This window comes from Sphingobacterium sp. SRCM116780 (genome assembly GCF_021442025.1).
Taxonomy (GTDB): Bacteria; Bacteroidota; Bacteroidia; order Sphingobacteriales; family Sphingobacteriaceae; genus Sphingobacterium.
Genome location: NZ_CP090446.1, coordinates 2,303,192 through 2,328,206, shown reverse-complemented (window position 1 = coordinate 2,328,206; position 25,015 = coordinate 2,303,192). Strand labels below are relative to the sequence as shown.

21 protein-coding genes are annotated in these 25,015 nt (G+C 35.6%); 11 read left to right on the top strand and 10 right to left on the bottom strand.

Annotated elements, in window-relative coordinates:
• Positions 1 to 14: 14 nt before the first annotated feature.
• Positions 15 to 548 (bottom strand): RNA polymerase sigma factor, encoded by a 534-nt coding sequence (locus tag LZQ00_RS10120; protein ID WP_234509163.1) that lies wholly within the window; start codon positions 546 to 548, stop codon positions 15 to 17.
• A 431-nt stretch (positions 549 to 979) separates the two neighbouring features.
• Complete coding sequence (locus LZQ00_RS10115; protein WP_234509162.1) at positions 980 to 3,211, bottom strand: ATP-binding protein; 2,232 nt, start codon at positions 3,209 to 3,211, stop codon at positions 980 to 982.
• Positions 3,212 to 3,469: 258 nt separating this feature from the next.
• Here LZQ00_RS10115 and LZQ00_RS10110 point away from each other — a divergent pair, with 258 nt between their 5' ends.
• The 8 genes from LZQ00_RS10110 to LZQ00_RS10075 all read left to right on the top strand — a co-directional run bounded on the left by LZQ00_RS10110 (position 3,470) and on the right by LZQ00_RS10075 (position 12,166).
• Positions 3,470 to 4,939 (top strand): ATP-binding protein, encoded by a 1,470-nt coding sequence (locus LZQ00_RS10110; RefSeq protein ID WP_234509161.1) that lies wholly within the window; start codon positions 3,470 to 3,472, stop codon positions 4,937 to 4,939.
• Positions 4,940 to 4,976: 37 nt separating this feature from the next.
• Positions 4,977 to 5,345 (top strand): response regulator, encoded by a 369-nt coding sequence (locus LZQ00_RS10105; RefSeq protein WP_234509160.1) that lies wholly within the window; start codon positions 4,977 to 4,979, stop codon positions 5,343 to 5,345.
• Between the two features lie 636 nt (positions 5,346 to 5,981).
• Positions 5,982 to 6,398, top strand: a complete 417-nt coding sequence (locus tag LZQ00_RS10100; RefSeq protein ID WP_234509159.1) for a type IV pilin protein — start codon at positions 5,982 to 5,984, stop codon at positions 6,396 to 6,398.
• Between the two features lies 1 nt (position 6,399).
• On the top strand, positions 6,400 to 6,918 hold the full coding sequence (locus tag LZQ00_RS10095) for a hypothetical protein (RefSeq protein ID WP_234509158.1): 519 nt from the start codon (positions 6,400 to 6,402) through the stop codon (positions 6,916 to 6,918).
• 56 nt (positions 6,919 to 6,974) lie between these two features.
• The gene (locus LZQ00_RS10090; protein WP_234509157.1) at positions 6,975 to 8,402 is read left to right on the top strand and encodes a GspE/PulE family protein; all 1,428 of its coding nucleotides are present in this window, start codon (positions 6,975 to 6,977) and stop codon (positions 8,400 to 8,402) included.
• 2 nt (positions 8,403 to 8,404) lie between these two features.
• Positions 8,405 to 10,378 (top strand): general secretion pathway protein GspD, encoded by a 1,974-nt coding sequence (locus LZQ00_RS10085; protein ID WP_234509156.1) that lies wholly within the window; start codon positions 8,405 to 8,407, stop codon positions 10,376 to 10,378.
• Between the two features lie 11 nt (positions 10,379 to 10,389).
• The gene (locus LZQ00_RS10080) at positions 10,390 to 11,625 is read left to right on the top strand and encodes a hypothetical protein (RefSeq protein ID WP_234509155.1); all 1,236 of its coding nucleotides are present in this window, start codon (positions 10,390 to 10,392) and stop codon (positions 11,623 to 11,625) included.
• A complete protein-coding gene (locus LZQ00_RS10075) occupies positions 11,603 to 12,166 on the top strand; it encodes a hypothetical protein (RefSeq protein WP_234509154.1) in 564 nt (187 codons plus the stop codon). The genes LZQ00_RS10080 and LZQ00_RS10075 overlap by 23 nt, the downstream gene beginning before the upstream one ends.
• Positions 12,167 to 12,200: 34 nt before the next feature.
• Here the strand turns inward: LZQ00_RS10075 and LZQ00_RS10070 are convergent, their stop codons facing one another.
• The 8 genes from LZQ00_RS10070 to LZQ00_RS10035 form a co-directional block, all read right to left on the bottom strand.
• On the bottom strand, positions 12,201 to 13,115 hold the full coding sequence (locus LZQ00_RS10070) for a hypothetical protein (RefSeq protein ID WP_234509153.1): 915 nt from the start codon (positions 13,113 to 13,115) through the stop codon (positions 12,201 to 12,203).
• 61 nt (positions 13,116 to 13,176) lie between these two features.
• Positions 13,177 to 14,328: a type II secretion system F family protein gene (locus LZQ00_RS10065; protein WP_234509152.1), complete on the bottom strand. Its 1,152-nt coding sequence runs from the start codon at positions 14,326 to 14,328 to the stop codon at positions 13,177 to 13,179.
• A 7-nt stretch (positions 14,329 to 14,335) separates the two neighbouring features.
• Entirely contained in the window at positions 14,336 to 14,836 is a 501-nt protein-coding gene (locus LZQ00_RS10060) for a PilW family protein (protein ID WP_234509151.1), read from the bottom strand.
• A complete protein-coding gene (locus LZQ00_RS10055; RefSeq protein ID WP_234509150.1) occupies positions 14,826 to 15,185 on the bottom strand; it encodes a hypothetical protein in 360 nt (119 codons plus the stop codon). Before LZQ00_RS10055 ends, LZQ00_RS10060 begins: the two co-directional genes overlap by 11 nt.
• The gene (locus LZQ00_RS10050; protein ID WP_234509149.1) at positions 15,175 to 16,416 is read right to left on the bottom strand and encodes a hypothetical protein; all 1,242 of its coding nucleotides are present in this window, start codon (positions 16,414 to 16,416) and stop codon (positions 15,175 to 15,177) included. The genes LZQ00_RS10055 and LZQ00_RS10050 overlap by 11 nt, the downstream gene beginning before the upstream one ends.
• Before the next feature lie 2 nt (positions 16,417 to 16,418).
• Positions 16,419 to 17,066, bottom strand: a complete 648-nt coding sequence (locus LZQ00_RS10045) for a toxin-antitoxin system YwqK family antitoxin (RefSeq protein WP_234509148.1) — start codon at positions 17,064 to 17,066, stop codon at positions 16,419 to 16,421.
• Positions 17,056 to 17,565 carry a hypothetical protein gene (locus LZQ00_RS10040; RefSeq protein ID WP_234509147.1) on the bottom strand — a complete coding sequence of 170 codons (510 nt, stop codon included), beginning with the start codon at positions 17,563 to 17,565 and terminating at the stop codon, positions 17,056 to 17,058. Before LZQ00_RS10040 ends, LZQ00_RS10045 begins: the two co-directional genes overlap by 11 nt.
• Positions 17,566 to 17,569: 4 nt before the next feature.
• Positions 17,570 to 17,932 carry a hypothetical protein gene (locus LZQ00_RS10035; RefSeq protein ID WP_234509146.1) on the bottom strand — a complete coding sequence of 121 codons (363 nt, stop codon included), beginning with the start codon at positions 17,930 to 17,932 and terminating at the stop codon, positions 17,570 to 17,572.
• 766 nt (positions 17,933 to 18,698) lie between these two features.
• On the opposite strand from LZQ00_RS10035, the gene LZQ00_RS10030 reads away from it, so the two are divergent.
• From LZQ00_RS10030 to LZQ00_RS10020, 3 genes are all read left to right on the top strand, one after another.
• Positions 18,699 to 19,229 (top strand): OmpH family outer membrane protein, encoded by a 531-nt coding sequence (locus LZQ00_RS10030; protein ID WP_234509145.1) that lies wholly within the window; start codon positions 18,699 to 18,701, stop codon positions 19,227 to 19,229.
• A 98-nt stretch (positions 19,230 to 19,327) separates the two neighbouring features.
• Positions 19,328 to 19,813: a hypothetical protein gene (locus LZQ00_RS10025; protein WP_234509144.1), complete on the top strand. Its 486-nt coding sequence runs from the start codon at positions 19,328 to 19,330 to the stop codon at positions 19,811 to 19,813.
• A gap of 11 nt (positions 19,814 to 19,824) precedes the next feature.
• Complete coding sequence (locus LZQ00_RS10020; RefSeq protein ID WP_234509143.1) at positions 19,825 to 25,002, top strand: hypothetical protein; 5,178 nt, start codon at positions 19,825 to 19,827, stop codon at positions 25,000 to 25,002.
• Positions 25,003 to 25,015 lie beyond the last annotated feature (13 nt).

Sequence of the window (25,015 nt, the reverse complement as noted above, 5' to 3'; positions counted from 1 at the left end):
TGCGATTGACTTCCTTAATTCTTAGCATACTCCTTATAGGTAACCAGTTGCTTCTGAAGTTGCTTTCTAGCCATGTGTATCCGTGTTTTAACAGTTCCTTCTGGGATACCTAAATGTTCTGCAATTTCGTAGTATTTGTAACCTTCAAAATAAAGGAAAAATGCCTCGCTGTAATCTTTATTGATTTTTTCAACAGCCTTTTGGATATCTTCACGTATAAATTTATTTTCTGACATATTATTCGCTGTTTTCTCGATATTAACATTGTTGGATAGCTCGTTATCTAAATGTTGGTGTCGCTGATTTCGACGATAATCATTAATAAATATATTGCGCATAATGGTATATAACCAAGCCATTAACTTGGGACTGTCTAGAAAACGTCCTATGTATTTAAGAGAACGTGTAATGGTCTCTTGAATCAAATCGTTTATCTCATCACTGTCTGTTGTGAATTTCCTAGCTAATGTTGTTAAATTTCGATATTTTTCTGAATAGATGTAATTCACAATTTCTTCCTCGTTTTTAAATCGCATATTTTTTTCCATTACCTATTTGTTTAGTTGTTTGAAATTAATTGCTGTTTTGACGGCAGATCTTCGATTGATGTATACCAAATTGACAATAAGGACTTATCAAAAGGAATGCTAAACTATAGTGTTTTCCAAGGGTTTTTGTATTTCGAGTAATTTTACTTAATGTTGCGGATACTACGTTTTTGTTTTTTAAAACACTGATAATTAATATTTTATGATATTTTTATCAATAGGTAAAAGTGCTCTTATTTTCTCCATAATAATAAATACGTTTTCAAGGGCGTATTAATACCTGTATATAAGAAGTGTCACTGTTTATTTTACTTGAATAAGCTAAAAAATAGCCTGAAAATAAATAAAGTATGCTTAAGTCTATTTTATTTATTTTCAGGCTAGAAAAGGATTTTCGATACTATTTTATCATGTACAGATTAAAAAGAAGACTACGAATCCACGAATGAATTATTGGAGAGTAAGAGAGCTGGTATTTCACTTTTGTTAAAATATAGTTTAACTATTGTTCCTTTCCCAATCTGACTTTCGATTTTAATTTCTGCATCTATACGTTCCAGGATGCGTTTTACGATCGCTAGTCCGATTCCAGCACCTTCAAATCTGTTGGCATTGCTGGTTTTCTTGAAAACTTCAAAGATCCGTGCACTTTCGGGTGCAGGAATACCGATGCCATTGTCTTGAATCTGATAACAAATTTTATCTTTTTCCAGATAACTTTTAATTGTTATATAAGGAGCTTCTTCTTGACTTGAAAATTTAAATGCGTTCCCAATAATATTGTTAAATAACTGCTTAAGTAAGGTTTTCTCCCCATAAACAGGAAGTAGTTGATCAAATTCATAAGATATGGAAGCATCTTTGTATTGGCTAGCACAGTCTGCACAGATGGAAGGAATAATGCGTTCTAACCCGATCCACTCTGGATAAAATTTAAAAACCTTGGCTCGAGAAAACTCCAATATTTTAGCAAGCATATTTTCGATATTGGAAACTGCTTCAAGAATATTTTGTGTTGGTTTTATGATCTTGGGTTGATCTTTTCCTATTATTTGTTGCAGAAATTGTCCTGTTAATTTTATGCTAGAGAGTGGATTTTTAAGATCATGAGCTAACGTATAGGAGTAAGTGTCCAATGCATTATTGAGTTGGATGAGCTCCGCATTAAGTTGTTCAATAGCCTCTGATTTTTGGAGCATACTCTCTTGGATAATCGATCTTAGCATATGTAAACATTGTCGATCACTTTTTGACCATTTGGGCGCTGTTCCTCTATTTTCTTTTTTCCATACTGCAAAGGATTTTCTTGGTGATAGCACATAATTTTTGTTTTTTTCATCATAGACCACCTGTTTCTCTGGATTTCCTGCCCATTCTTCCTCTATTATCTGCTCTTTCCGAAATGCGATTAAACTGAATAAGCGTTGGTGGTCGATATCAAGTTTATATACTCCTGCAAAAGGAAAATTGGACAACGCAAAATCTGTATGATGAATCAAAAACTTGTGATCATCAAAGTGTAATGGTGTGATCGTGTTGATATATTGGTTAAGGTTTAAAAGTTGTTGCTCAGACAGCTCTGCACCGAAAATTAAATTTTGTTCAGGATGAATAATTGCAAGGGCATCTGCTCCAATTAATTCAGCTATTTCAGGTAGAAGCACTTGTAATCCTTTTAATACATGATTCTTCAGTAATACTTGCTCTTTCAACTTTAAGCTGAGCACATTGATCTGTCGATCATAAGCATTATGTTGCTGTTGAAGATTAACTAAAAATGTATTGACCGTAAAGTCCGTCAAAAACTGCACTAACGTCCGTTGATTGTAATCTACGTAACAAGGAAGTTGATTTTGACAAGCGATAAGTCCCCATAATTTACCTTCTATAATGATCGAAAAACTCATGCTGGCAGATACTCCTGCATTTTTTAAATATTGAAGATGAATAGGAGATAGTGCCCGAACAGCACTTTTGGATAGATCAAACTCACGTTGTTGTCGCGATAATAAAGGAAATGTTTCGGCATCAATATCAGCAGTTTGTCGATTTTTATTTTTCAGATATAAGACACGTGCTTGTTTGGGTATATCAAATTCAGGATAACGGTATCCTTGATAAGACTCAGCTTCAGAAATTTTACTTTCTGCAATCACACGCCCACTTTCATCTTCCAAAAATTGATAAACCATCACTCTATCGTATAGAATGATTTTGCGAATATGATCACATAAAGTTGTCCATAAATTATCTCCTGCATAGGGTAGACTTGTTGCATAATCGGATACAATTGTGGCGTCAAAACTCGTATTTCCCTTTTCTTCAAATTCTAAATAACAAAGATCTTCTACCAGATAGATATGGACGAAATAATTATGTATGCCGATCTGCATACTGATCGTCTTCTGTTCAGTTTGCTTCTTAACCACTTGATCGATAGGATGAAGTAAGGTGTTCGCATCGGATAAATTACAAGCATCTAAAAGATCTACTAATGGTTTTTCTAATAGTTGTTGCGCATCCTTGATTCCCCAGTCCGTAACATGATCACTTAAAGCTATTATGCTCAGTTGATTGTTCAGAATAATCAATTTTCCAAAATACTGTGTTCTTCCAATCAAATGAATGGCTTCATGCTCACATAAAATAGGGTCAATTTTCATAGGCTAAAAAAATAGATGTTAATTTAAAGTTACTGTATTTTTATTAATTTAAAGACTAGGATTAATTTTTGTTTTAAGGAAACACTATCTTAGTTGTATATTAAACTGGTTACCTATTGGTTTTCTTTTTATTTGTTTTTATTCCTTGTTTTGGAGTGATTTTTGATATTTAATGTTAGCGTAACATACCCATGTTAAGAGACAAATATGTGTTGATTTTTACGAGATGTCTCCTATGAAAAATGAAAGTAATACTATATGATTTTAATCGTTGATGATACAACTGAGCACATTTTTTCCTTACAGCAACTATTAGCATCTAAAGGTTTTAAAGTGGATACAGCCCTTTCTGGAGAAGAGGCCTTGAAAAAGACGTTAACGAACAATTATGCTCTCATCATTTTAGATGTACAGATGCCCGGAATGGATGGTTTTGAAGTCGCATCTCATTTGGCAGATTGTAATAAAACGAAAAATATTCCCATCATCTTTTTATCAGCAGATCATCGGGATAAACGTTTCATTACGCACAGCTATTTTTCTGGGGGCATCGACTATGTCACCAAACCGATAAATGAAGATCTACTATTACTCAAGGTGAAAACTTTTTATCGGATGTATGAACAGACATTGGCGTTGAATGAAACACAACAAAATCTGCGTGCTGAAATTGAAAGTCGGAAAACGGCGCAACTCTTACTATTAGAAAAAGCAGATCATTTACGCCTAATCTTAGAATCGTTACCTCAAATTGCCTTCACTGTTAATCAGAATGGAAAAATAGATTTTGTCAATGATAATTGGTTTTTATTCGCTGCAAGTAAAAATGATTTTCCAGCATGTCATCCCGATGATCCGCTCATTGACCAAGTTTTGAGAGCACATATTTTAGAGAAAAGTGCTATTAAAATGGAAGTCCGTATAAAACCTTTGAATGCAGAACTTTATCGTTATCATCTGCTTCGTATGGTACCGATTATAGAAAAGGATGAAATAACCCATTGGGTAGGAACATTTACGGATATTGACGATCAAAAGCAGATCGAACAGAAGAAAGATGAATTTCTAAGTATTGCCTCACATGAATTAAAAACACCTTTAACGAGTATGAGGGGCTACGTGCAGTTATTAAAAAGATCTTTGCATGATTCACCCAATACGGTTGCGCATAAATACGTCGATCGTGTTCAAACACAATTGGATAAATTAAGCGCATTAATAGCAGATCTGCTGGATATATCAAAAATTGATCATGGTAAATTGAAGATCAGTCATCGACCATTTGATTTAGATCACTTAATTGATACGGTTATAGAAACGATAGATCACACACATGAAAGAAAAGCACTCAAAATCGAACGAGTAGGACAACGATTGCATACATTGATTATGGGCGATGAAATGCGAATAGAACAGGTTTTAGTTAATTTTATGACCAATGCGCTTAAATATGGACCTGATTCAGATCGGATTATCATTCATACAGAAATAGATGATCAGGAGGTGAAAGTTAGTGTGCAAGATTTTGGTATTGGGATACCTGTCCAAAATCAGGCACCTATATTTGATAAATTTTATCGTGTAGAAGAGACTTCTGTTCGATTTCAAGGCTTGGGGTTAGGATTATATATCTGTGCAGAAATTATTCAACAGCATAAAGGACAATATGGGATGAAGAGTCAATTGGGAGAAGGGACCACTTTTTATTTTACTTTACCCTTAAATTAAATAAGAAGTATGTGTTAACGATGTAAAAAATGAAAACATGAATGCAGATAAAACAATTTTAATTTTCGAAGATGATGCAACGATTTTGGAAATCGTGACCATTATTTTGGAAGATGCTGGATATCAGGTGAGCATATCAAAAACTTCTCATGATGTCATTGAAAAGGTCGCTGCGATTAAACCTGATTTGATTTTAATGGATAACTGGATTCCTAATATCGGAGGAATACAGGCAACTCGATTGTTGAAAAAGAACCCTGAATACAAACATATTCCTGTTATCTATATCACAGCAAATAGTGATATCGCTGCTCTTGCCGAATCCGCAGGTGCGGATGATTTTCTGGCGAAACCTTTTAATTTAGATGATCTGGAAGCCATCGTTGCTAAGTACGTAAACAGATAGCGTAATCGCTTATGTAATATCATCCCAAAGAGCCAGTGGAATTTTCTTCGTTTATATCTTTCTTATCACTTGTATTTAGGATTCTTTAAAGGTGTTTGAACCCTATCCTACATCAAAATATAGTATGTCTGATACCAGCAATGGTGACTATCGACATAACTAGGATACATTTTTATGTGATTTGTTTCCGTTTAATAGACTGTTCAAGCGTAAACTTACCAAAATGGTTTTTAGCTTCTATTTATGATAATTGATTTTATCGGCTACATTACTGATGTAAAACGTTTAAGAATAAAAATCCTGAAAAATGTTAAGATAATTACCCCTCTCTTTGCAAGATAAGGCTTAACAGAACAGAATAATTTCTCGAAAAATTCTGTTCCATTCTCCATGGAAATATTGATTCCTAATCAACTTGTAGTCGTTAGCAATTAACCTTTGATTATAATATTGTGAATTCAAATCATGGCTAATTGGTCTAGTTAACTTCGAAGATATATTTATCAGAAATTATCAAATAAAGCGATAATTACTTCAAGAATTTTAAAATTGAATTCAATAGGATCTAATTAATTTTGCTTTTAACCTAAAATCTTTATATTAGCAGTGCCTAATAGTCGAGGTATGGAAAGATTTATGAAAAAGCTCCTTAAGAGAAAGTTAAAAGCATATAGTTTGACCGAAATTTTGGTCGTAATGGTCATTATCGGTATTCTTGTTTTGTTAGCATTACCAAATTTGATGCCCTTGATTACCAAAGCAAAAAATACAGAAGCGAAAGTACAGCTTCAACATTTACAGACATTGGAAAAGAATCATTTTTATGAAAAATCCAAATATAGCAGTTCATTAGATGAAGTTGGTTTTATCCAAGAGAAATTGAGTACGAATGGCAAAGATGGTAAGGCAAATTACCGCGTAGAAGTGGTTCGTGCTGATCAAAATACTTTTTTAGGAAGAGCAACAGCTGTAGTGGATTTTGATGGCGATGGTACATTTAATGTCTGGGAAATAGATCAAGATAAAAATCTGAAAGAAGTAACACCCGATTAACATGTGGTTACCCGTGACAATCTGTTGTTGTTGTTTGTTTGCAATAGGTTATTTAGACTTCAAAATAAGGGCTGTATATGTCTGGTTGTTTGCGTTTCTTGCTTTGCTATTGTTATTGTTGAAACAGCAGGAAAGTAGAGCCATTCTAATGGATGAACAGGTGGGAATCAATCTGTTTTTTTTATTCCTACAATTTGCAGTTTTGCAAGTCTATTTTCGAATAAAAACCGGTACCTGGCAACAATTAATGGATAAGAAAATAGGATGGGGGGATATGGTGTTTTTACTTTGTATGGCCTTGTATCTTCCTTTCTTAAGTTTCTTTGTTTTTTACATCTTAAGTCTTCTGATCGTCCTGATCCTAACAGCACTACTACCTCGTTGGCGAAATGTTAAGATTGGGATTCCCTTAGCGGGATGTCAAGCATTACTTTTTGGATTGTGGCTCATATTGCAGAAATTAAACATTATTGATTGGGAAACTTTCTTTTCGAATTGGTTCATGAATATGACCGTTTAAAAGGAAATAAATTAACTTAAATTAAATAGAAACACTGACTTAATATTAATATTAACGTGGGGAACGAACCTATATTTTCATCTCAAATATTACACAGCATCTCCAGAGATGTGGCTTGGCATTATCGTGTCATACCTTTTGATGTTAAAGGTGGTGAAATTCATTTTTATATGGACGAAGCTGGAGATCAGCGAGCCTTAGCAGATGAGCTCGCGATCATGTTCGATGAAAAAATTACATTACAAGCTTTACCAAGTGCACAAATTGAGCTATGGCTCAACAAATATTATTTTGGAGACAAGGGTACAGAACAGCGAGATACTGTAAAAAATCTGGTTTTTAATGCTGATTTTTTAGATAACTTGATCTATGAAGCCAAGCAGCTCAAAAGTAGTGATATTCATATTGAAACATATGAAAACCGTTGTCGGGTACGTGTACGTATTGATGGGATGATGGTAGAACGGTATGTGCTACAGAAAGAAGACTATCCAGCTTTGATCAATAAGATCAAAATCATGGCAAATTTGGATATCGCTGAAAAACGATTGCCACAAGATGGACGTATTCATTATCGAAGGAATCAAGATCAATTTGATATCCGAGTATCTGTCTTACCCACACTTCACGGAGAAAAGGTTGTACTACGTTTGTTGAACAATAATGCTACCAATATTCAGTTGGATGCGCTAGGTATGTCAGAAAGTGATTATGAGAACTATTTACATGGCGTTAAGAAACCAAATGGTATTTTATTAATTAGTGGTCCTACAGGTTCGGGTAAAACAACCACCCTGTATGCGACGTTGAAACATTTAAATAAAACAACCAATAATATCCTGACGATTGAAGACCCGATTGAGTATACCTTGGAAGGAATCAATCAAGTACAATTAAAGGAAAATATAGGCTTGTCCTTTGGAGCTGCATTGCGTACTTTTCTACGACAAGATCCTGATATAATTATGGTGGGGGAGATTCGTGACCCAGATACAGCTAACATGGCTATTCGCGCAGCATTAACAGGTCACCTTGTCTTATCAACTATCCATACGAATTCGGCCTGGGGAACCATTTCACGGCTGATTGATATGGGGATACCTAATTTCTTGATTGCCAACACACTAAATACAACAGTTGCGCAACGTTTGGTGAGAACCTTATGTTCATCATGTAAGAAAATCGAACCGATGCTGGATGAGCAATATCCAAAACAATTTAAACCTTATTTCCCCGTCCAACAACAAGCAATAGCAGTAGGTTGTCCCAACTGTTACTACACGGGCTTCAAGGGACGTAAGGCGGTGTATGAAATTATACCGATGGATCAAGGACTTGTGGATGAAATCAAAAAAGGAAATATGCAGGTCGATGAGCTGCTGAAAGAGAGAAAAATAAAAACATTGGGAGAGAATGCATTTGAATTATTCGCTCAACAAGAAACTACATTAGAAGAAATCTATCCGCTATTGTTCAATTATTAAACATGAATTTAAAAATTATTATCATCACCATATTGGTTAGTTTATGTGCGCTGATGAAAGGAGTCGCACAAACTAGCGAAGAAAGCTTTTACCGTGTACAACAGCGGCTGGACGCACTTGCTGTTACAGTTCCAGGTTTGGAAAAGAAAGTTAAGTTATCCGTTTCTGGCGTATCCGTACAGGAGTTTTTAAGAGCATTGGCACAATCCAATGATTTGAATATCAATGTGGATCAAAGTGTAAATTTTAGTATAGTAAATAATTTTACAGGAGAAACAGCAAAAAATGTATTGCTGTTTTTAGCCAAGACCTATAGTTTGGATATCAATGTGATCGGCTCTATTATGTCCATTCATAAATTGCCTAATGCGCAACCTATTTTTCAACCAAAAGATATCAAGGTACAATATAATAGGGAATCAGATGGACTTAGCTATGATTTACAGAATGATACCCTGGCCAGAGTCGCTCAAAAAATTACTGCACTTTCAGGTAAAAATTTAATTGTACCTACACCTTTATTACAGAAGAGTGTGACTGGATTTATGGCGGAAGCTCCGTTTGAAACTGCGTTGGAAAAACTAGCCTATGTAAATGGACTGAAGTACAAAAAGACAAATGACAATGTGTATGTTTTTGAATCATTGGTACCCGGAGAAGAACTCTTTATCAATGATGATCAACAAACAGATGTTCGTTTCCGTCCAGGAAATACGAATAATGCTGCAAATGGAATGAATGGTGGTATGTCACCAGATGGACAGGGAATGGGCGGACAACCTGGAAATTATGCACTATATGGAAAAAGTCAAACGGGTAAAGGTAAACTATTCACCATTCAGGCAACAAATACACCCATCATTGAGTTGATCAAGCGTGCCTCAGAAGAATCTAATGTCAATTATTTCATCTATAGCCAGATTGATGGGAATATCACAACAAGTGTAAAGGATATTTCTTTTGACCAATTTTTAACCTCTATATTCCAAGGCACACCTTATACTTTTAGAGTCGATGATGGTATGTATTTGATCGGTAATCGTCGAAATGAAGGTTTACGGGAAAATAAGATTATCCATTTGCAACATCGTTCTATTGATACCATGATGACCATGATTCCAATGGATTGGCGTAAAGATGTCGAAATCAAAGAATTTCGAGAACAAAATATGTTGTTGGTTTCAGGGTCTGGTCCGCAGATACGTGAAATTGAACAGTATGTCAAGAAACTAGATAAGCTTGTCCCGATGGTATTGATTGAAGTTACCATGTTGGATATTCAAAAAGGCAATACCATCAAAACTGGGATCAGCATGGGAATTGCGGATTCTATTCCTCGAACAGGAGGAAGTATAGCGGATGGAATGACATTTGGTTCGGGATCAATCAATCGGTTTTTATCGCAATTAGGTAAAAATAATTCGTTCAATATCGGTAAGGTAACACCTAATTTTTATGTCCGATTACAAGCATTGGAAGAAAACAAAAATGTGGAATTACGATCGGTACCTAAACTTTCCACGTTAAATGGACATCACGCGAGTCTTAGCATTGGAAGTACACAATATTACAAAACACAAACGCAAAATGTAATCCCTTCATTGCAAACAACATCGGTTTTTACAGAGCAATATACAGCAGTAGATGCTAATTTGAAGATCGATATATGGCCAGTTATTTCAGGTGATGATCAAATTACTTTGAAGATCTCTGTTGATATCTCTGACTTTATTGGTACAGTAGCTAAAAATGAACCACCTCCAACTTCCAACAGTAAATTTGAATCCATTATTCGAGCTCACAATGAAGACATGATTGTATTGGGAGGTATTGAGCGAACAGAAAATGGTAATAGCGGTCGAGGGATTCCGATTTTGTCGCGTATTCCAATCTTGAAATGGTTATTCAGCAGTCGCGAGAAGACAACTAAAAAGGTAGTCTCAGTCGTGTTTATCAAACCAACGATTATCTATTAAAGGACGCATATATGCTTCAACGAATCAAACAGTTTTACAAACTATCGAAGTATACTGGGATTTCCTATCGACAGGAAAATGATCAAGATATTTTTCGATGTTGTACCGTAGAACTGGATAAAGATAAGTTAGAAATTTTGGACACGACAACTAGCTTAGATTGGGAAGAATTTGCAACAAGAAAGGATAAGCAATGGCCAGTTGCATTGCACTTGGAGAGTCGTCAGATACTTTTTAAAGAGTATATGGGACAAGTTGTTGATGAAGAGACGATCAAAAGTATTTTTCCGAGTTATGATGCCGATCGTTTTTATGTTCAACAACTTCAGGGCACTGATCGAACTTGGTTGGCTTTCGTACGAAAAGATTACATCGCGAATCTCTTAGAACGATTTAAGGAAGCTGGTTACTTGATTACAACTTTATTTGTTGGTCCCTTTGTCTTGGATAATATTCTTGGACAACTGAATAGCTACGAACATCGGTATATCATTGATAGACATCGTATTGAAATTGATGCTACTCAGGCTAAATGGCAGCATTATGACTACAACGATGCGCATGCTAGTCAGTTTGTAGTTAAAGTCGGTGATCAGCCTATTAAGCAAGAATATGTATTGGCTTATGCATCGGCTTTCAGTGCGCTGATGGATACATATGTGGAAGATTATAGCGTAGATGTTCCGAGCGTGAAAAAAACGCTGGAAACTGTACAAGAGAAAAAGAAATTTAAAACAAATGCCTTGTTTTTTGTGGGGTTATTTTTTGCACTGCTACTCATCAATACCCTGTTGTTTAGCCATTATTATCAAGATAATGAAGATTTAAGCAATCGTGTCAATACACAACAATCTACCGTAAAAGATCTTGGAAAGATTGAAGAGGACATCAAGCTTAATGAAAATTTGATTACACAATTGGGATGGAATGGAGGAGTTTCAAAAGCTTGGTTGTTGGATCAAATTGGAATTTCAATTCGCAATTTTAACTCAATCAATTTGGAACAGATTCAAATCAATCCACAGCAAAAAGGATTGGGTAATACCCTTATACAACAGCCACAATTCATCTTGATAAAAGGATCTTGTCCTTCATTGAATATATTGAACGAATGGATTCGAGAAATAAAAAACAATACATGGATCATGAAAGTCAATATAGAGGAATATGGAAATAAACAAGTTGGCGAAACAAATGACGCTTTTACGTTAAAAATTGAATACAATGATCAAGTGGAAGGAAATTGATTATAAAAAGCGTAACCAGTTGCTATATGTTGGCGCTATCTTGATGCTTGTATTGGGGTGGTGGCTTGCCTTTGGGAAAACATATGAAGCTTACCGTCTCAATAAACAATTGTCTGCACAAGTCGGAAGCGACGTCAGTCATAGCGCACAGTATCAACTGGAGCATAAAAGTAAAATATTGGATAGTCTTACGAAGGTATACCAGACAGATTCTACGAATTGGGATGATAATTTTCTATCCAATGCTAGCCGAGCTGTCAATAGTCCTACTATACAAGTATATTACAATAACAATCCTTTAAAAAATCGTCTTGTGCAAATTGATTCAAGTGCTACTAGAAATAAATTACTAACCATCAAAGGTGATTATCGAGCTATTGTACAATCCATTGCTGAATTGGAGAAAATAACAACTTTAGGTTATCTGTCTACTATCAATTTGAAAATGGACAATAAAAAAAATTACAGCGAACAACGTAAAGTGATTGAAGGGGAAGTGGGGTTTACAACATTTATTGGAATTAATAGATCATTAAAATAAAGGTCTTGCTGATACATCAGCAAGACCTTTATTCTTATTTGCTACTCTTTAAAGTATTTACTTCCGATTGCAAATCGCGAATTTGCTTGTTCTGATCAATCAGATAAAGCGTTAACTCTTCCACTTTTTGAAGCAATTGTCTATTTAATTCCCCTAATGCTATACCTTCTTTATCTACCTGTGGAGCAGGGGTGATTTTTGGTAAATGCTTATTTGTCTTTACAAACTGCTCTAAACTATCCAAAGGTAATAATGCATAATCATCATGGAATACATAATCAGGCCATGGATCCGCATCAACTTTGATTTCCTTGGCACGAATAGTACCATTGACAGCAAGTTTTTCAGAAGGAGTAGCCGTGCCTATACCGACATTTCCATTGGAAATGGCTTTAATAGCCAAAATACCTGCAGTACTCGTAAATGTATTACCAACAATAAGATCCCAATCATTGGTCATAGGTAATAGATTGACTGGATTTGTTTCTTGACCAACGATATTTGTGGTTACAAATGAGGTATTTAAGTTTATAGATCTAATTTTGATATTGACCAATAATGGTGCAGTTACGACACCTAAGGTATTGATTGCTCTTATTCGAAATGCCTTTGTACCTGGATTATGATCGATGGTAAAATTGACACCTCCTGAGGTATAAACATTGTTGTTCACGCGGCCAGCTTCTTGCCATCTCGCCGAATTTGAATGTGTGGAAGATACAATATGCGTTGCTGCTGCAGCGACGCTATTCCGTATATATGCTATTGAAACTTCATAATATGCAGATGCTCCTGATGCAACTGGTGCTGCGGTAGCAAACTCAATATAATCTCCAATAACATAATCATTTGGAAATGTTACAGTAGTCACAAAATAGTCATTGCTATTTTGGGCATAAATTGTTGGAATAAAAAATAACCAACTCAAAAATAAAATTAATTTTTTCATAAAATAATGATAATAAAGAATAAAATAATGATAATAAAGAATAAAATAATGATAATAAAGATTAAAAACTATTACTCATTTGGAACATCGGTAAATACATGGCTATAAGAATTAAACCGACAACGAGGCCTAAAAAAATAATAATAAAAGGTTCCAATAAGCTGGATAAAGTAGAAGTTTTATATTCCACTTCTTCTGTTAATTGCGTAGCTATCTTTTCGAAGAAAAAATCTAGGCGATTGACCTCTTCACCCACACGGATCAATTGGACCAGCTTGGCAGGATAAAATGTAAAACGAGCAAGTGATGCATGTAAGGATTCTCCTTGCAAGATGAACTTTTCTGTTTCTTGCAACGATTGTGCAATAGGATAGAAATCAGTCATCTGTTGTACCAGTTGAATTGATTGCAGTAAAGGAGTGTTAGTACTAACCAAAAGTCGCATGGTATTTGCAAAGCGAGCAAGATGAATTTTCCGAATGATATCTCCAAATAGTGGTAAACGCAATTGTAGGGTAGAGGACCATTTCCGCCACCAAGTTTTTTTGCGATTCACGTAAAAGAATATAAAGATAGCCAATAGTATGAGTACTCCCCACCAAAAGGTACGGTCTAAAAATTGAGAAACATGGAGAATAAATGCCGTAATGGCAGGTAATTCTCCCCCAAAACGAGAAAATACATCGGCAAACATCGGGACTACAAATTTCAACATAAAGAATACAGCTCCCAAAGAAGTCGTCATGACAATAGCAGGATAAGTCAACGCTGAAATAATCTTACGCTTTTGGCTAATCTTACTCTTGTAAAAAGAACCCAATTCTTTCATGACTTCTCCCAATTTTCCAGTTTCTTCTCCAATACGAATACTGTAAAACTCGTAACTACTGAATCGACCGTTTTTTTGAATAGCCTCTGATAGACTTTCTCCCTGAAGAACAGCATCTTTGATCGTCTGAAAAGTCTTGCCATCTTTGTTGTCTTTGTGATCCAATAGGAGGAGATCAAAGGCCGTTTTCAAATCAACTCCTGAAAGAAGAAGAGTGCTAAACTCCAAATAAAATTCTTCTTTTTTACGATCTGATAATTGTCCATTCCCAAAAGAAATATCTTTATTAAAAAAACCAATCAAGTCAAATCCCTGACGATCATCGGATGATGGAATAGCCGTATTTTTCTTTTTCTTGTATTTAGATACGTCAATCTGTGGCATAGTCAGCTTAATTTGTATGTTGGTTAGCTTGCGCGATTTGCATTAATTGTGTGGCCGCATATTTTTTTTCGAATATAAAAGTATGTGTACTTTTTTCAAAATCAACGCGCAATTGCAATTGATCGATACAAGTTGAACTTGGCGGAGTAGGCTCTATATACTTACCCTCAACTGCTATTAGATGAAGATTAAATGTGTCGGTATGCTGTTGATAATGATCCCGCAAAATATGTTGTTGATCAAACGTATAGCGAATACTACCAAGGCTATCGACTAATTGCAATTGATTTTCGGCATAATAGGCTGCATTTGCTTGCGCCAGGTCTTTTTTTATTAAATGTTGTAATAATGAGAATGCAAAACGTGCTTGTTTATCCTGTTGTTGCTTAAGGTAAAGCTGCTGGAAAAATTGGAACATATAAAAAGCCATACCAATACAAATGGCAGAGATCAATAGTGCAATGCTGATCTCCATCAGGGTAAAGGCTTTTAGTCTCTTATTTTTCATCCTGATATTCCTTTATAACGATCAAACTATCGATTATTTTTCCACTCGTTGTATTCATCGCCAATACGCTGATCCGAATACGATCTGAAAATTGTGGAAGAATCTCTTTGTTAACCTGATAATGTACAGCGTCCAATTCCATTTCTTCTGAAGCCCCTTCTTCAAGAGCCTGTTGTGCCAATACAGCCATTCTTTGCTCCACCTTTTTTGATTCTTCACTCTTTGAAGATAAAATCACATTGGTAAAAATCATCAACCCAATGCCAAACACCACGAGTAAGATCACCATAGAGATCAATACCTCCATCAGTGAGGAAGCTCGGAGTTTATGATGGATGTTAAATCTCATGATACCATTTAATAGGTTTGTTCAAAGGCTTATTTGTACCAGAATTTTGTAAATAAGAACCGATAAAATAAGGCGAACGTTTATACCGATCAAAAGTAATGTTGACCAGAAAGTTTTCGTAAAGAGAAGAAGGACTTTTATATAAAAAACGATAACAGCTTACTTTTCCATATATCGTAAAACCTTTAGCATAATCTAAGAGACCTGCGATGTACATATCACCTTCAATCACACAATCTTTACCAAAACTTGCCATAGGAGGAACGTCAGAACGTTCTTTCTCATGGAGAAACACAGTTCCTGAAATTTTACATGCATTCCCAATACTCATTTTTGGTTGATGATCTTTTTCTGTAATTAAACCAATCGTAGATGGATATTGTAACTGTACTTGATCCTCCAAGACAATGGAGTCACTCGCAAAAAACTGAGCATTTCCGTTAAAACCTTTTTCGATATGAATATTTGGAGCAATGATAATAATATCATTCAAATGACTAGATACTGAAATACGGACGGTCGTATCAGATATCAGAATCAGATTTCCAGTCAAGCTATCTTGTAGTGTCATATCTGAAGGTATGCGATACGTCTGCGTTGCAGCTAAAAAAGATACCGCTATATTGCTCGTAGGTAATACAGGATAAGGAAGAGAGTCAAATGACATTAAAGCCTGAATCCATTTCACACGATTTTCTACCACAGCAGGCATCTTGCGATCGCTATCTTTCGTTTTACCTTCAACGATGTCTTTATATCCCTTAAAATAGTCACCATCTACATAAGAAGGGCGAATACCCGATTTAGGTAAAAAGGTATTTCCTTTAATAACGGTTTTTCCGCTAACCGATAAAGGACGATCTTCATCAACAACGTACAGTACGGTGGAATCTGTTACTTGTTGACCAAGCAATGCCGCTTGTTGCAAACTGTCTTGTTGTATATGCGATTTGACAGTTACAAGATCATAGATACCCCATTGTAACCTTGATAATTGAATGGAATCTCCCTGCATAAGCACATTGGCGAGTAGGCTATCTTTAACATAAGGAAAATCCCGTGAAGATACGAGCTGATACCCAGCATCTAGCTGTTGACGCAATAGATCTTGACGATGGAAACGGGCTTCCTGATCACGAAAAAAGTAGGCCATATAGATCATCGAACCCAAGACAATAGAGACAATGAGCGATATGACCAACACCAGATATAAAGCCGAAGACTTTAACATAGTTATGATGTCTGAGGCATATCAGCAACCTCTTGTTTTTCTTTTTTTCTAAACCATTGATTGATCTTATCACCAATTAATTTTTTAGATTTTCTAAAGATATTCGTATTGGTATAGTCTTCTTTGCTGATGATTTTGCCATCCATAAAGTATAGTGTTGCCACACTGTCTTTTTGTTGTTCCTCGATGATACCATGAAAATGATTATTCTTATAATGACCACGTCTTATCCATTGACCATTTTCTTGATATTCAACAAATGGACCTTCCTGTATACCGGCCAACCATTGGGATTCTTTTTTTAAATTACCATTACTATACCAGGTTTTCCAAATCCCATCTTTCATACCAAATGCATAAGGACCTCGCTCAGCCAGATTCTTGTTGGGATAAAACTCCGTATATTGACCATAGAGCAGTTTCCCTGAATAGCCTCCCATCGTTGTGTGCAAAGTGTTGCTCGCATACCAGGTGTATGTTTTATCACTAACCGTACGGTAATCAAGATTATCAGCATAAAAAACACGCTTAGTACCATTGTCATCCGAAATGGTAAAACGATTAAAAATAGGTAGATCTTTCTTTTGGGAATACGCATGTTGACTACCCAACAAAATAAATAAGATATAGAATAACGTCTTAATTTTCATTTTTATAAATAGTTTTAATCATATTGTCAATTTTAATTTTAATATATTCCTTCGTCATACTGACTAACTTCATGCCTGATTGATGTTCACCATTATTCATCATGTATTGTTTTCCTTCAATCTGGATAATTGCTGTCGGACGTTTGTCCACTAGATTCTCGATATAACCGAGGTACTGGACATCGATTTGAGGAACTGGTTCATAGGGTTGTGGAGCAACATAAGTATCTATTGCGGTATTACTTTCCACTACTAGAGGTTCTGTTAACTCTTCATGAGTCTGATTACGCAACATCGGATCTGAATAATTTAAAAGAAGTGCCCCCGTATTTTTTGTTTTATAAAAGGACAGGTTCATTTCTTGCTCCCCAAAAGTTCGCTTGCCTGTAGTAGGGATAGTGCTATCGGAGGATAAGGAATTAAAAACTTGCATTAAGATATAACCCCAAAGTCCAATAACTGCTGCCAATAAAACGTATGTCATCGCCTTATTTTTCATTTGGTTACTGTGCTAAAATCTTAAACTGTCTACTGGAATAAATTCCTACACTTCCACGATTCTCTGGACGAACTCTCCAATGGTATTGTCCAGGTTGAAGATTAAGTTCAACATAGTCTTTGGAAACAACAGTATCAATAGCGATGCGTTGAATAGACTCAAAGTCTGGTGTCGCAATTTGTAAACGATAAGAGGTCGCATCCTCATGTGGTTCCCATAAAAAAGTTAATGTAGTATCTATTGTGCTGAGACTATCCACTGGACCAATCAAATCGACTGTCTTTTTTTCTAAAGGATAATCAACAAACTCTGAACAAGAGAAAAAACAACTTATAAATAAAACAACAACCAAGAAAGTACTTCTCATCTGAATATAATTAATAAAGCAAATATATATAATTTTTAAGTGATAGGTTTGAAATTTAGTGAAAAATGGCGTATTATATGTTGTTTTTTGTCTGTCAGTTGATGTCCTTACAATATAATAATAGAATCAGTTTTGTTATTTTAATAGATAGATGATATTCTTAATAAACACTATTGCATTGAAGTAGGGTGTCAAAATCAGAAGATTGGCTCTGGTAGTCTCTAATAGATAAGAGTCGTTATATAAATAAGAATTTCCTCCTCCTAATAGTATTAAACTAATGAGATCGGAGGTATAATTTTTTAATTTTAAGTGTGAGTCATTTAGGTATAGTTTTTTTAGTCTAAAGAACTACTTTTAATAGAATATATCCCTATTTAGAATAGAATTTTACTTATTAACCACCACAACTGTATGTTGTGTCAATTATAAATTGTTGTTGGTGAATTATTTGAGTTATTCGAAATTGTTTTGAAAAAATAAATCATCAGAATATTTAAACTTAAAATAAATAATTTTATCTTTGTAAAGTGAAAAATCACACTTTGTATACAAAAGAAGTGATATGCAATTAATGATTGCCAACCTATTAACTAAAAAGAATTTAGCGTGTCTTAAGTAAGTTTCATTCTGTGAATTAAAATGTAATTATATTAATTGAGTAAATACTTTTGATTCTGGATTGTGAAAATTTTGTATGATTTTCTAATAAAATCATATTGATTGAAGTATTTGAAAATAAGTGAACCCATAAAAACCAATTTTGATGAAAAATAAACCTTATTTATTGTATAGCCTACTCTTGTTATGTCTTGGATTAGGACTTTGGAATTTCATCCAGTCTCGTGAAAAGATCGTTTACGTGGACACCGCTAAGTTATTTCAAGAATATAGTGAAACCGTTAAAATAAATAAAAAGCTGGAAGAGCAAGCTAAACAATATGAGGAGAATATAGATACATTGATGAAGGAGGTGCAGTTGGCTATGAGTGATTATGAAAGAAAGGGATCAAAATTGGATGCTACTAGTCGATCAAAATTGGAACAAAAAATCAATGAAAAACAACTGGATCTGCAGCGTTATCAGGCTGTGATAAAAGAAAAATTAGAAAAACAGCGTGGAGAGGAATTTGCTTCTGCGGTCAATAATATCAATAGTTTTCTAAAAGAGTATGGAGTCCGTGAAGGATATCGAATGATCTTGATCGCAAATCCTGCAGGTACGATTGCTTATGCACAGGACAATACAGATATTACAAGTGATATCATAAAAGAACTTAACCAGAAGAGTAAATAACTATGCGTCTCATCTCAGCTATAGCATTGTTCATGATCATAACATTTTTGATTAGTTGTCAAAGTGACATCACAAACCAGAAAGAACTTTATACCTATATGAATAACGAAAAAAATGGGGTGAGTATGGTCAAAAATGATTCACCTTTTACTTTACGTTTGAATTATATTCCGCGTGTTCTTTTAGATGGGTTAGATTCTCAAAAATCAAGCGATCTACAGGATTATTTATATTTTCGACTATCCTATCAGAATAAAGGACGGGATATGCTGTCTACTCTAGATCAATCAGCATATTCTGTGATATTGAATAGACTTTCTTTCAAAATGAATGATTATGTAAAGTTTCTAATTGAAGGAAAAGAAAAGGAAGCTGACGATTTTCAATTTACACCACTTTTCGGAGCCACTTCCTCTACAGATGTTATAGTAGCAATATCTAGATCCAAAATTGGTAAGAGTGAAAGCATACAATTAGAATTATCTGATATTGGCTTAGGAGTGCCTACCTATCATTTTGACTTCAAACTGTCCGATCTTGAACAATTGGAAAAGCTGACCAGCAAACTAAAAATTACCGAATAGCCAAAATAGTAATGAAAAGAAAAAGAAAGATATTTGCATTTGTCTGTTTGAGTACAATACTTTATCAGACATTCAGTCCATTAACAGCTTGGGCATTGACTTCAGGACCTATATCACCTGATGCTTCAAGCTTCGAGCCTGTGGATACTTCTACAATGGTCAACCCATTAACTGGAGATTTTGTATATAATGTTCCTCTTATGGAAGTACCAGGCCCTGAAGGAAGCTATCCCCTTTCACTGTCCTATCATGCAGGAATAAATCCCGAACAGGAAAGTAGTTGGGTGGGTTTGGGATGGACCCTAAATCCTGGATCAATTACAAGATCTGTAAGCGGTTTCCCTGACGATTGGGCAAATACGTTATCCAGTAGACGAGACTACTGGGCTGGGGGAGTCACCAATGTCACTTCGGTTGGTGTCAATATTCCGGTTATTAATGTTTCAGCTGATGTAACAGTTGTAAAAGATACCTATAAAGGACTAGGAGTGGGATGGAATGTCGCGTATGGTTACGGAATCAGTGATGTAGTCCAAGCTAAAATTGGTATAGGTTCGAACCCTTATAGTAGTGGCTTTTCCGTAACAGGTGGGTTAAGTGCGGGTGCATTAAGCCTTATGGGATCTGTGGGCGAGAATAGTAATGTTGGAATATCGATTTCTACACCCTTTAATTTGTTGGGAGCATCTCTCTCCACTCAGGGATCAGGATTTTCATTCTCTCCTGCAGTCAAAACAGATCTTTCCAATAGTAAAGAAGGGATTGTACAGACTGAAACCAAGCGAACAGAACTGAACCTAATTTTCTTTAATTATTCAAAAACACGAACTCGGTATTGGTCTGATGAGACAGAGAATAGCAATATTTACGGAGCTTTAAATTCACAATCTTTCAGTGGTTTACTTACAGATAATAGTTTAGTAAATGATGCTTATCAATTAAATACTGGCCATATTGGTCTAAATGAAGAAAGCAATCCCGAAAAATTGCAGAATGGTGCTTTTCCAGCGTTTGATACTTACTCTGTAACAGGACAGGGGCTGGGGGGCTATATGAGACCGTTCCTTTTTCAAGGCTCTGTTTCCAAGCAAAATGTAATTGAAAGAGAATCATCCTCTTCTACTAAAATGACAGTACAATATGGTAACAATACGAAAGTTTCAAGTAATTTGGGCTTTCGATTTGTGGGCGACTTTTCAAATACGTTACAACAAGATTATACACCATTCTCCACAGATGCCAATACGATTTTAAATAGCACTCTACCTTTCGCATCTCCGACAGGAAATGGAGCTAACTGGTCTTCAGGATATAATGCAACAAATCAAGTTCTTACGGGATCAAAAGCTATCCAATATTTTAAAACGGATGCAAATGGGGACATTATTCTGCCAAATAGTAGTGTTAAATTTATTCAGCCAGTTGCACAGGGATTAGATAGAAAAAAACATGTAGGTCAAATTGCTGTAGGAGCAAGTAATGCAAGTATTAAAAGTATTACTGGATTTTCAATTACCAATGAAAGTGGCATGACTTATCATTATAATTTACCAGCCTATAATTATGATGAAGAAACCTACCAAGAAAATACCGTTAGAGCCAATAGCAGTGATTTAAAATTTAATCGACAAACTAAAACTGCGGGTTATGCCTATACTTGGCACCTAACCGCTGTAACGGGACCTGATTATGTTGATCGTGGATCTATAGGAGTTCTTGACGAAGCTGATTATGGATATTGGGTTAGCTTTGAATACGGAAAATGGAGTGATGAGTTTGTTTGGAGAAGCCCCACAGAGGGTTTTACAAGAAATGTTGATCAACATTTCTTCACAGTTTCAATGGGTAAGAAAGAAGTGTATTATTTAAATGCGATTAAAACTCGTACACATACTGCCTTATTTGAAAAAGATGTTCGTTCAGATGGAAAAAGTGCATCAAAAGAATCTTTCAATAAAAATTGGTCGTCACAAAACAATGTTTCTACCGATTATAGTAACCAAGGACTATTTAATATTAACTCAAATCAGAGTCTTCGTTTAAGCCATATTTATATTTTAAAAAATGATATCGCTGCCGGAATAAACCCAGCTAAAGGTGGAAGTGGAGGTTTAATCCCAGTCGGGCGCTCAGTAGTTTGTTCGGAGTGTGAATTACCAAACAATATTTTGGATAAAAATGATGTGGACTCCTACGGTAGGACACTGTTGGAAGCAAACTCATTAAGAGTAATTGATCTTAATTTTGATTATTCGCTTGCCAAAGGTAGTACAACAAGTTTTGATTTCTCCAATCCTTCCAGCAAGCTAGGTAAGCTTACTCTAAAATCATTCAAAGTTCGAGGTAAGGGAGGTCTAAGTGTATTGCCACAGACTGAATTTGGTTATAATCTCTCTACAATAGATCAAAAGAAAGGACAAGGTACAATTGCTACTGGAAGTATTACGGGTGCAAATTCATTATATGAAGTAGGAGATCTTATAGAAACTGATGAAACAAACCCAATATATTGTGGTTATGTAGACCAAGTTACCCAAAATGGATCTACTTACAATTATGTACTAAAAGGAAATGAGTCTTTAGGAAATCTTGGTCTGAAAAGTATTCGAAGAACCAAGAATCCTCCATATCAGAATGATAAATATGATTATTGGGGCATGTACAAATCTGATTACGTGTATTACTACAATCAAAATATAAGTAGAAATCCTACAAAAATCTCTAATAAATCAACCGATGTTTGGTCATTAAGAACAATCAAAACAACAGGAGGACCTTTGGTTGAAGTAAATTTTGAAGGACATGATTTTGGAGAAAGTGAATATAGTCAGAATATGTCTGTTCGTTTTATGTCAATGACCAAGCTATCTGCTCAAAATTATCGTCTTACAATGGCACCAAATGGTCGACAATGTAAAGACATGTATCAAGTAGGGGATAATATGCTAGGCGTGTTTTTCAGGGAGTTTTATCAAAAAAATCCTGAAAATAACAATAATACCAGCATGAGTACTTTCAGCATAGATCCAATTGATCCCAATTCCACAAAAATATATGATGCGTATCAGGGAGCTGTTGTTTTAGTAAAAGCCGTCAATGGAAATACAATTGATGTTGAATTGAGTGCTTCGTTTGAACAATCCTTATTTAATGTGGGATATTTAGATATATCACAAACCAAAATAATTGACGCAAATTTTTGTCCAACTCCGTATGGCAAAAAATACCTGGGAGGAAATGGGGTAAGAGTAAAATCAATTACCTTAAAAGGTTTAGATGGAGTTAAATTTACCACACAATACAGCTATACGAATGAAGATCAGCTTAATTCATCAGGTGTTGCAAATTTCGAACCTTTAAATTATGATAGTTATGAAGGGGCTGCGCCTGTAACCGGTTATGATGAGATTCGTTTTAATGATGCATTAAATACAGGCTTTTCAGTCGTAATTGGATATGGACCAGAACTATCTGGTCCTAACATGATGTATTCGAGAGTAGAGACGAGCTCGAAAGTAGAATATCCTGATGGATCGAATGACACTTCTCCGGAAAAGAGCGTCTCGGAATTCTTCACCTTTAAAGATATAAAAATAGAAAAAAATTATGCGAGCAATTCGAACTCATCTAGTACCTATTCTATAGTAAACCTAGTACTACGTAAATTTTTCAGTCTTTTGGGCTCTCCTAAATCGATGAGCTATTACGATGGTAATGGCAAATTGACTAAACGAATAATTAAACAATATCTTCATGATGGTATCACAGGAAATTTTTTCGATGATTATAAAGTGAGATTGGAAAAATTTGGGTATCAAGGTCTAGTTGCTGAGCGATTTTCAGAAGTCAAAAAAGTACTAAAAGCATCAAATAATACTTTCGTTACAATGGGTACCATGATTGCACGCGAGGATTATCCGTTGGTGAATACAGGTACAGTCGAATACGACTATATTCACAACACAAAAACCTCTACCCGTGTGAATGCTTTTGACTTCTATAGCGGAGCCGTAACCGAATCAATCAGTACAGACGCCTATGGTAATAGTTTCTTGACTAAAACTCAGGCAGCATACAATAATTACCCTGCGATGGGCTCTAGCCAGCTGATTGGAAGTAACAAGAACATGCTGGCACAGGTTGCTAGCCAGAATGTATATAAATTAAATGCTAGTGGTGTCCCTGAATACCTTGTTTCAGCAAGCTATAACGAATGGAGTAACAAAGGCCAGGTGCTGAATGAGACAGGCGCTAAAATAATACAAGATGGTTCCGTTTCTGCTAATGGAAATGTATGGCGTCAAATTTCGGATTATATCTGGATGCCAACTACAGCTGCAGCCAACGGAATGACGTTAGCTGCCAATTTTGTAGCCTTCCCATTTGCCAATCCTTCTACAGCAAATATATCATGGAAGAATAATGTGACCACGACATTGATGGATCCTTATTCACACACGCTCTCAACACGTGATTTCAAAGGTAACTCAGCCAGTGCGCGTTACGGTTACAACAATGCTAAAACAGTGTTGAGTGGTAGCTTTGCTAAGTATGGCGAGATCGTTTTTAGTGGTGCAGAGGATGATAATCTAACAAATACGAAGCTATTGGAAGTGAAAAAAGGTACAGGTACCCTTTCAACAACAGTTATGCATACGGGACAACAGAGCATACAGGTAGGGGCTGGACAAACCGCCTTTGAATATACAGCTCCTGTATCCGAACTTACCGTTGGACGGACTTACTCCGCTAGCATCTGGGTGAACAAGGGGGCTGTGAACAATATCAAGTTATATTACCAACTGGATAATGTGCAGAAAGCAGTTTCATTAGCATCGAATGTGAGTACAAAAACTTCAGGGGATTGGACATTGATACATTTCGATATACCAGTCACAACGGGTACCAATGTGAAGATCTTTGCCAAAAACGATGGTAGTACAACCACCTATGTGGATGATTTCCGTTTTCAGCCGAAAAATGGATCTGCTGTTGCTTATGTTTATGATGGTAAAACAGGTGAATTGACACATACCTTAGACCAATACAATCTGTTCACGAGATATGAATACAATGCGATGGGACAAGTTGTTACGACCTATAGAGAACAGTTTGGACGGGTGCCATATAAGAGCGCTGAAAATCAGCTCAACTACAGTACAAAAAGTTTTATTGGATTGGGCAATTAAGCAGGAGGACAGC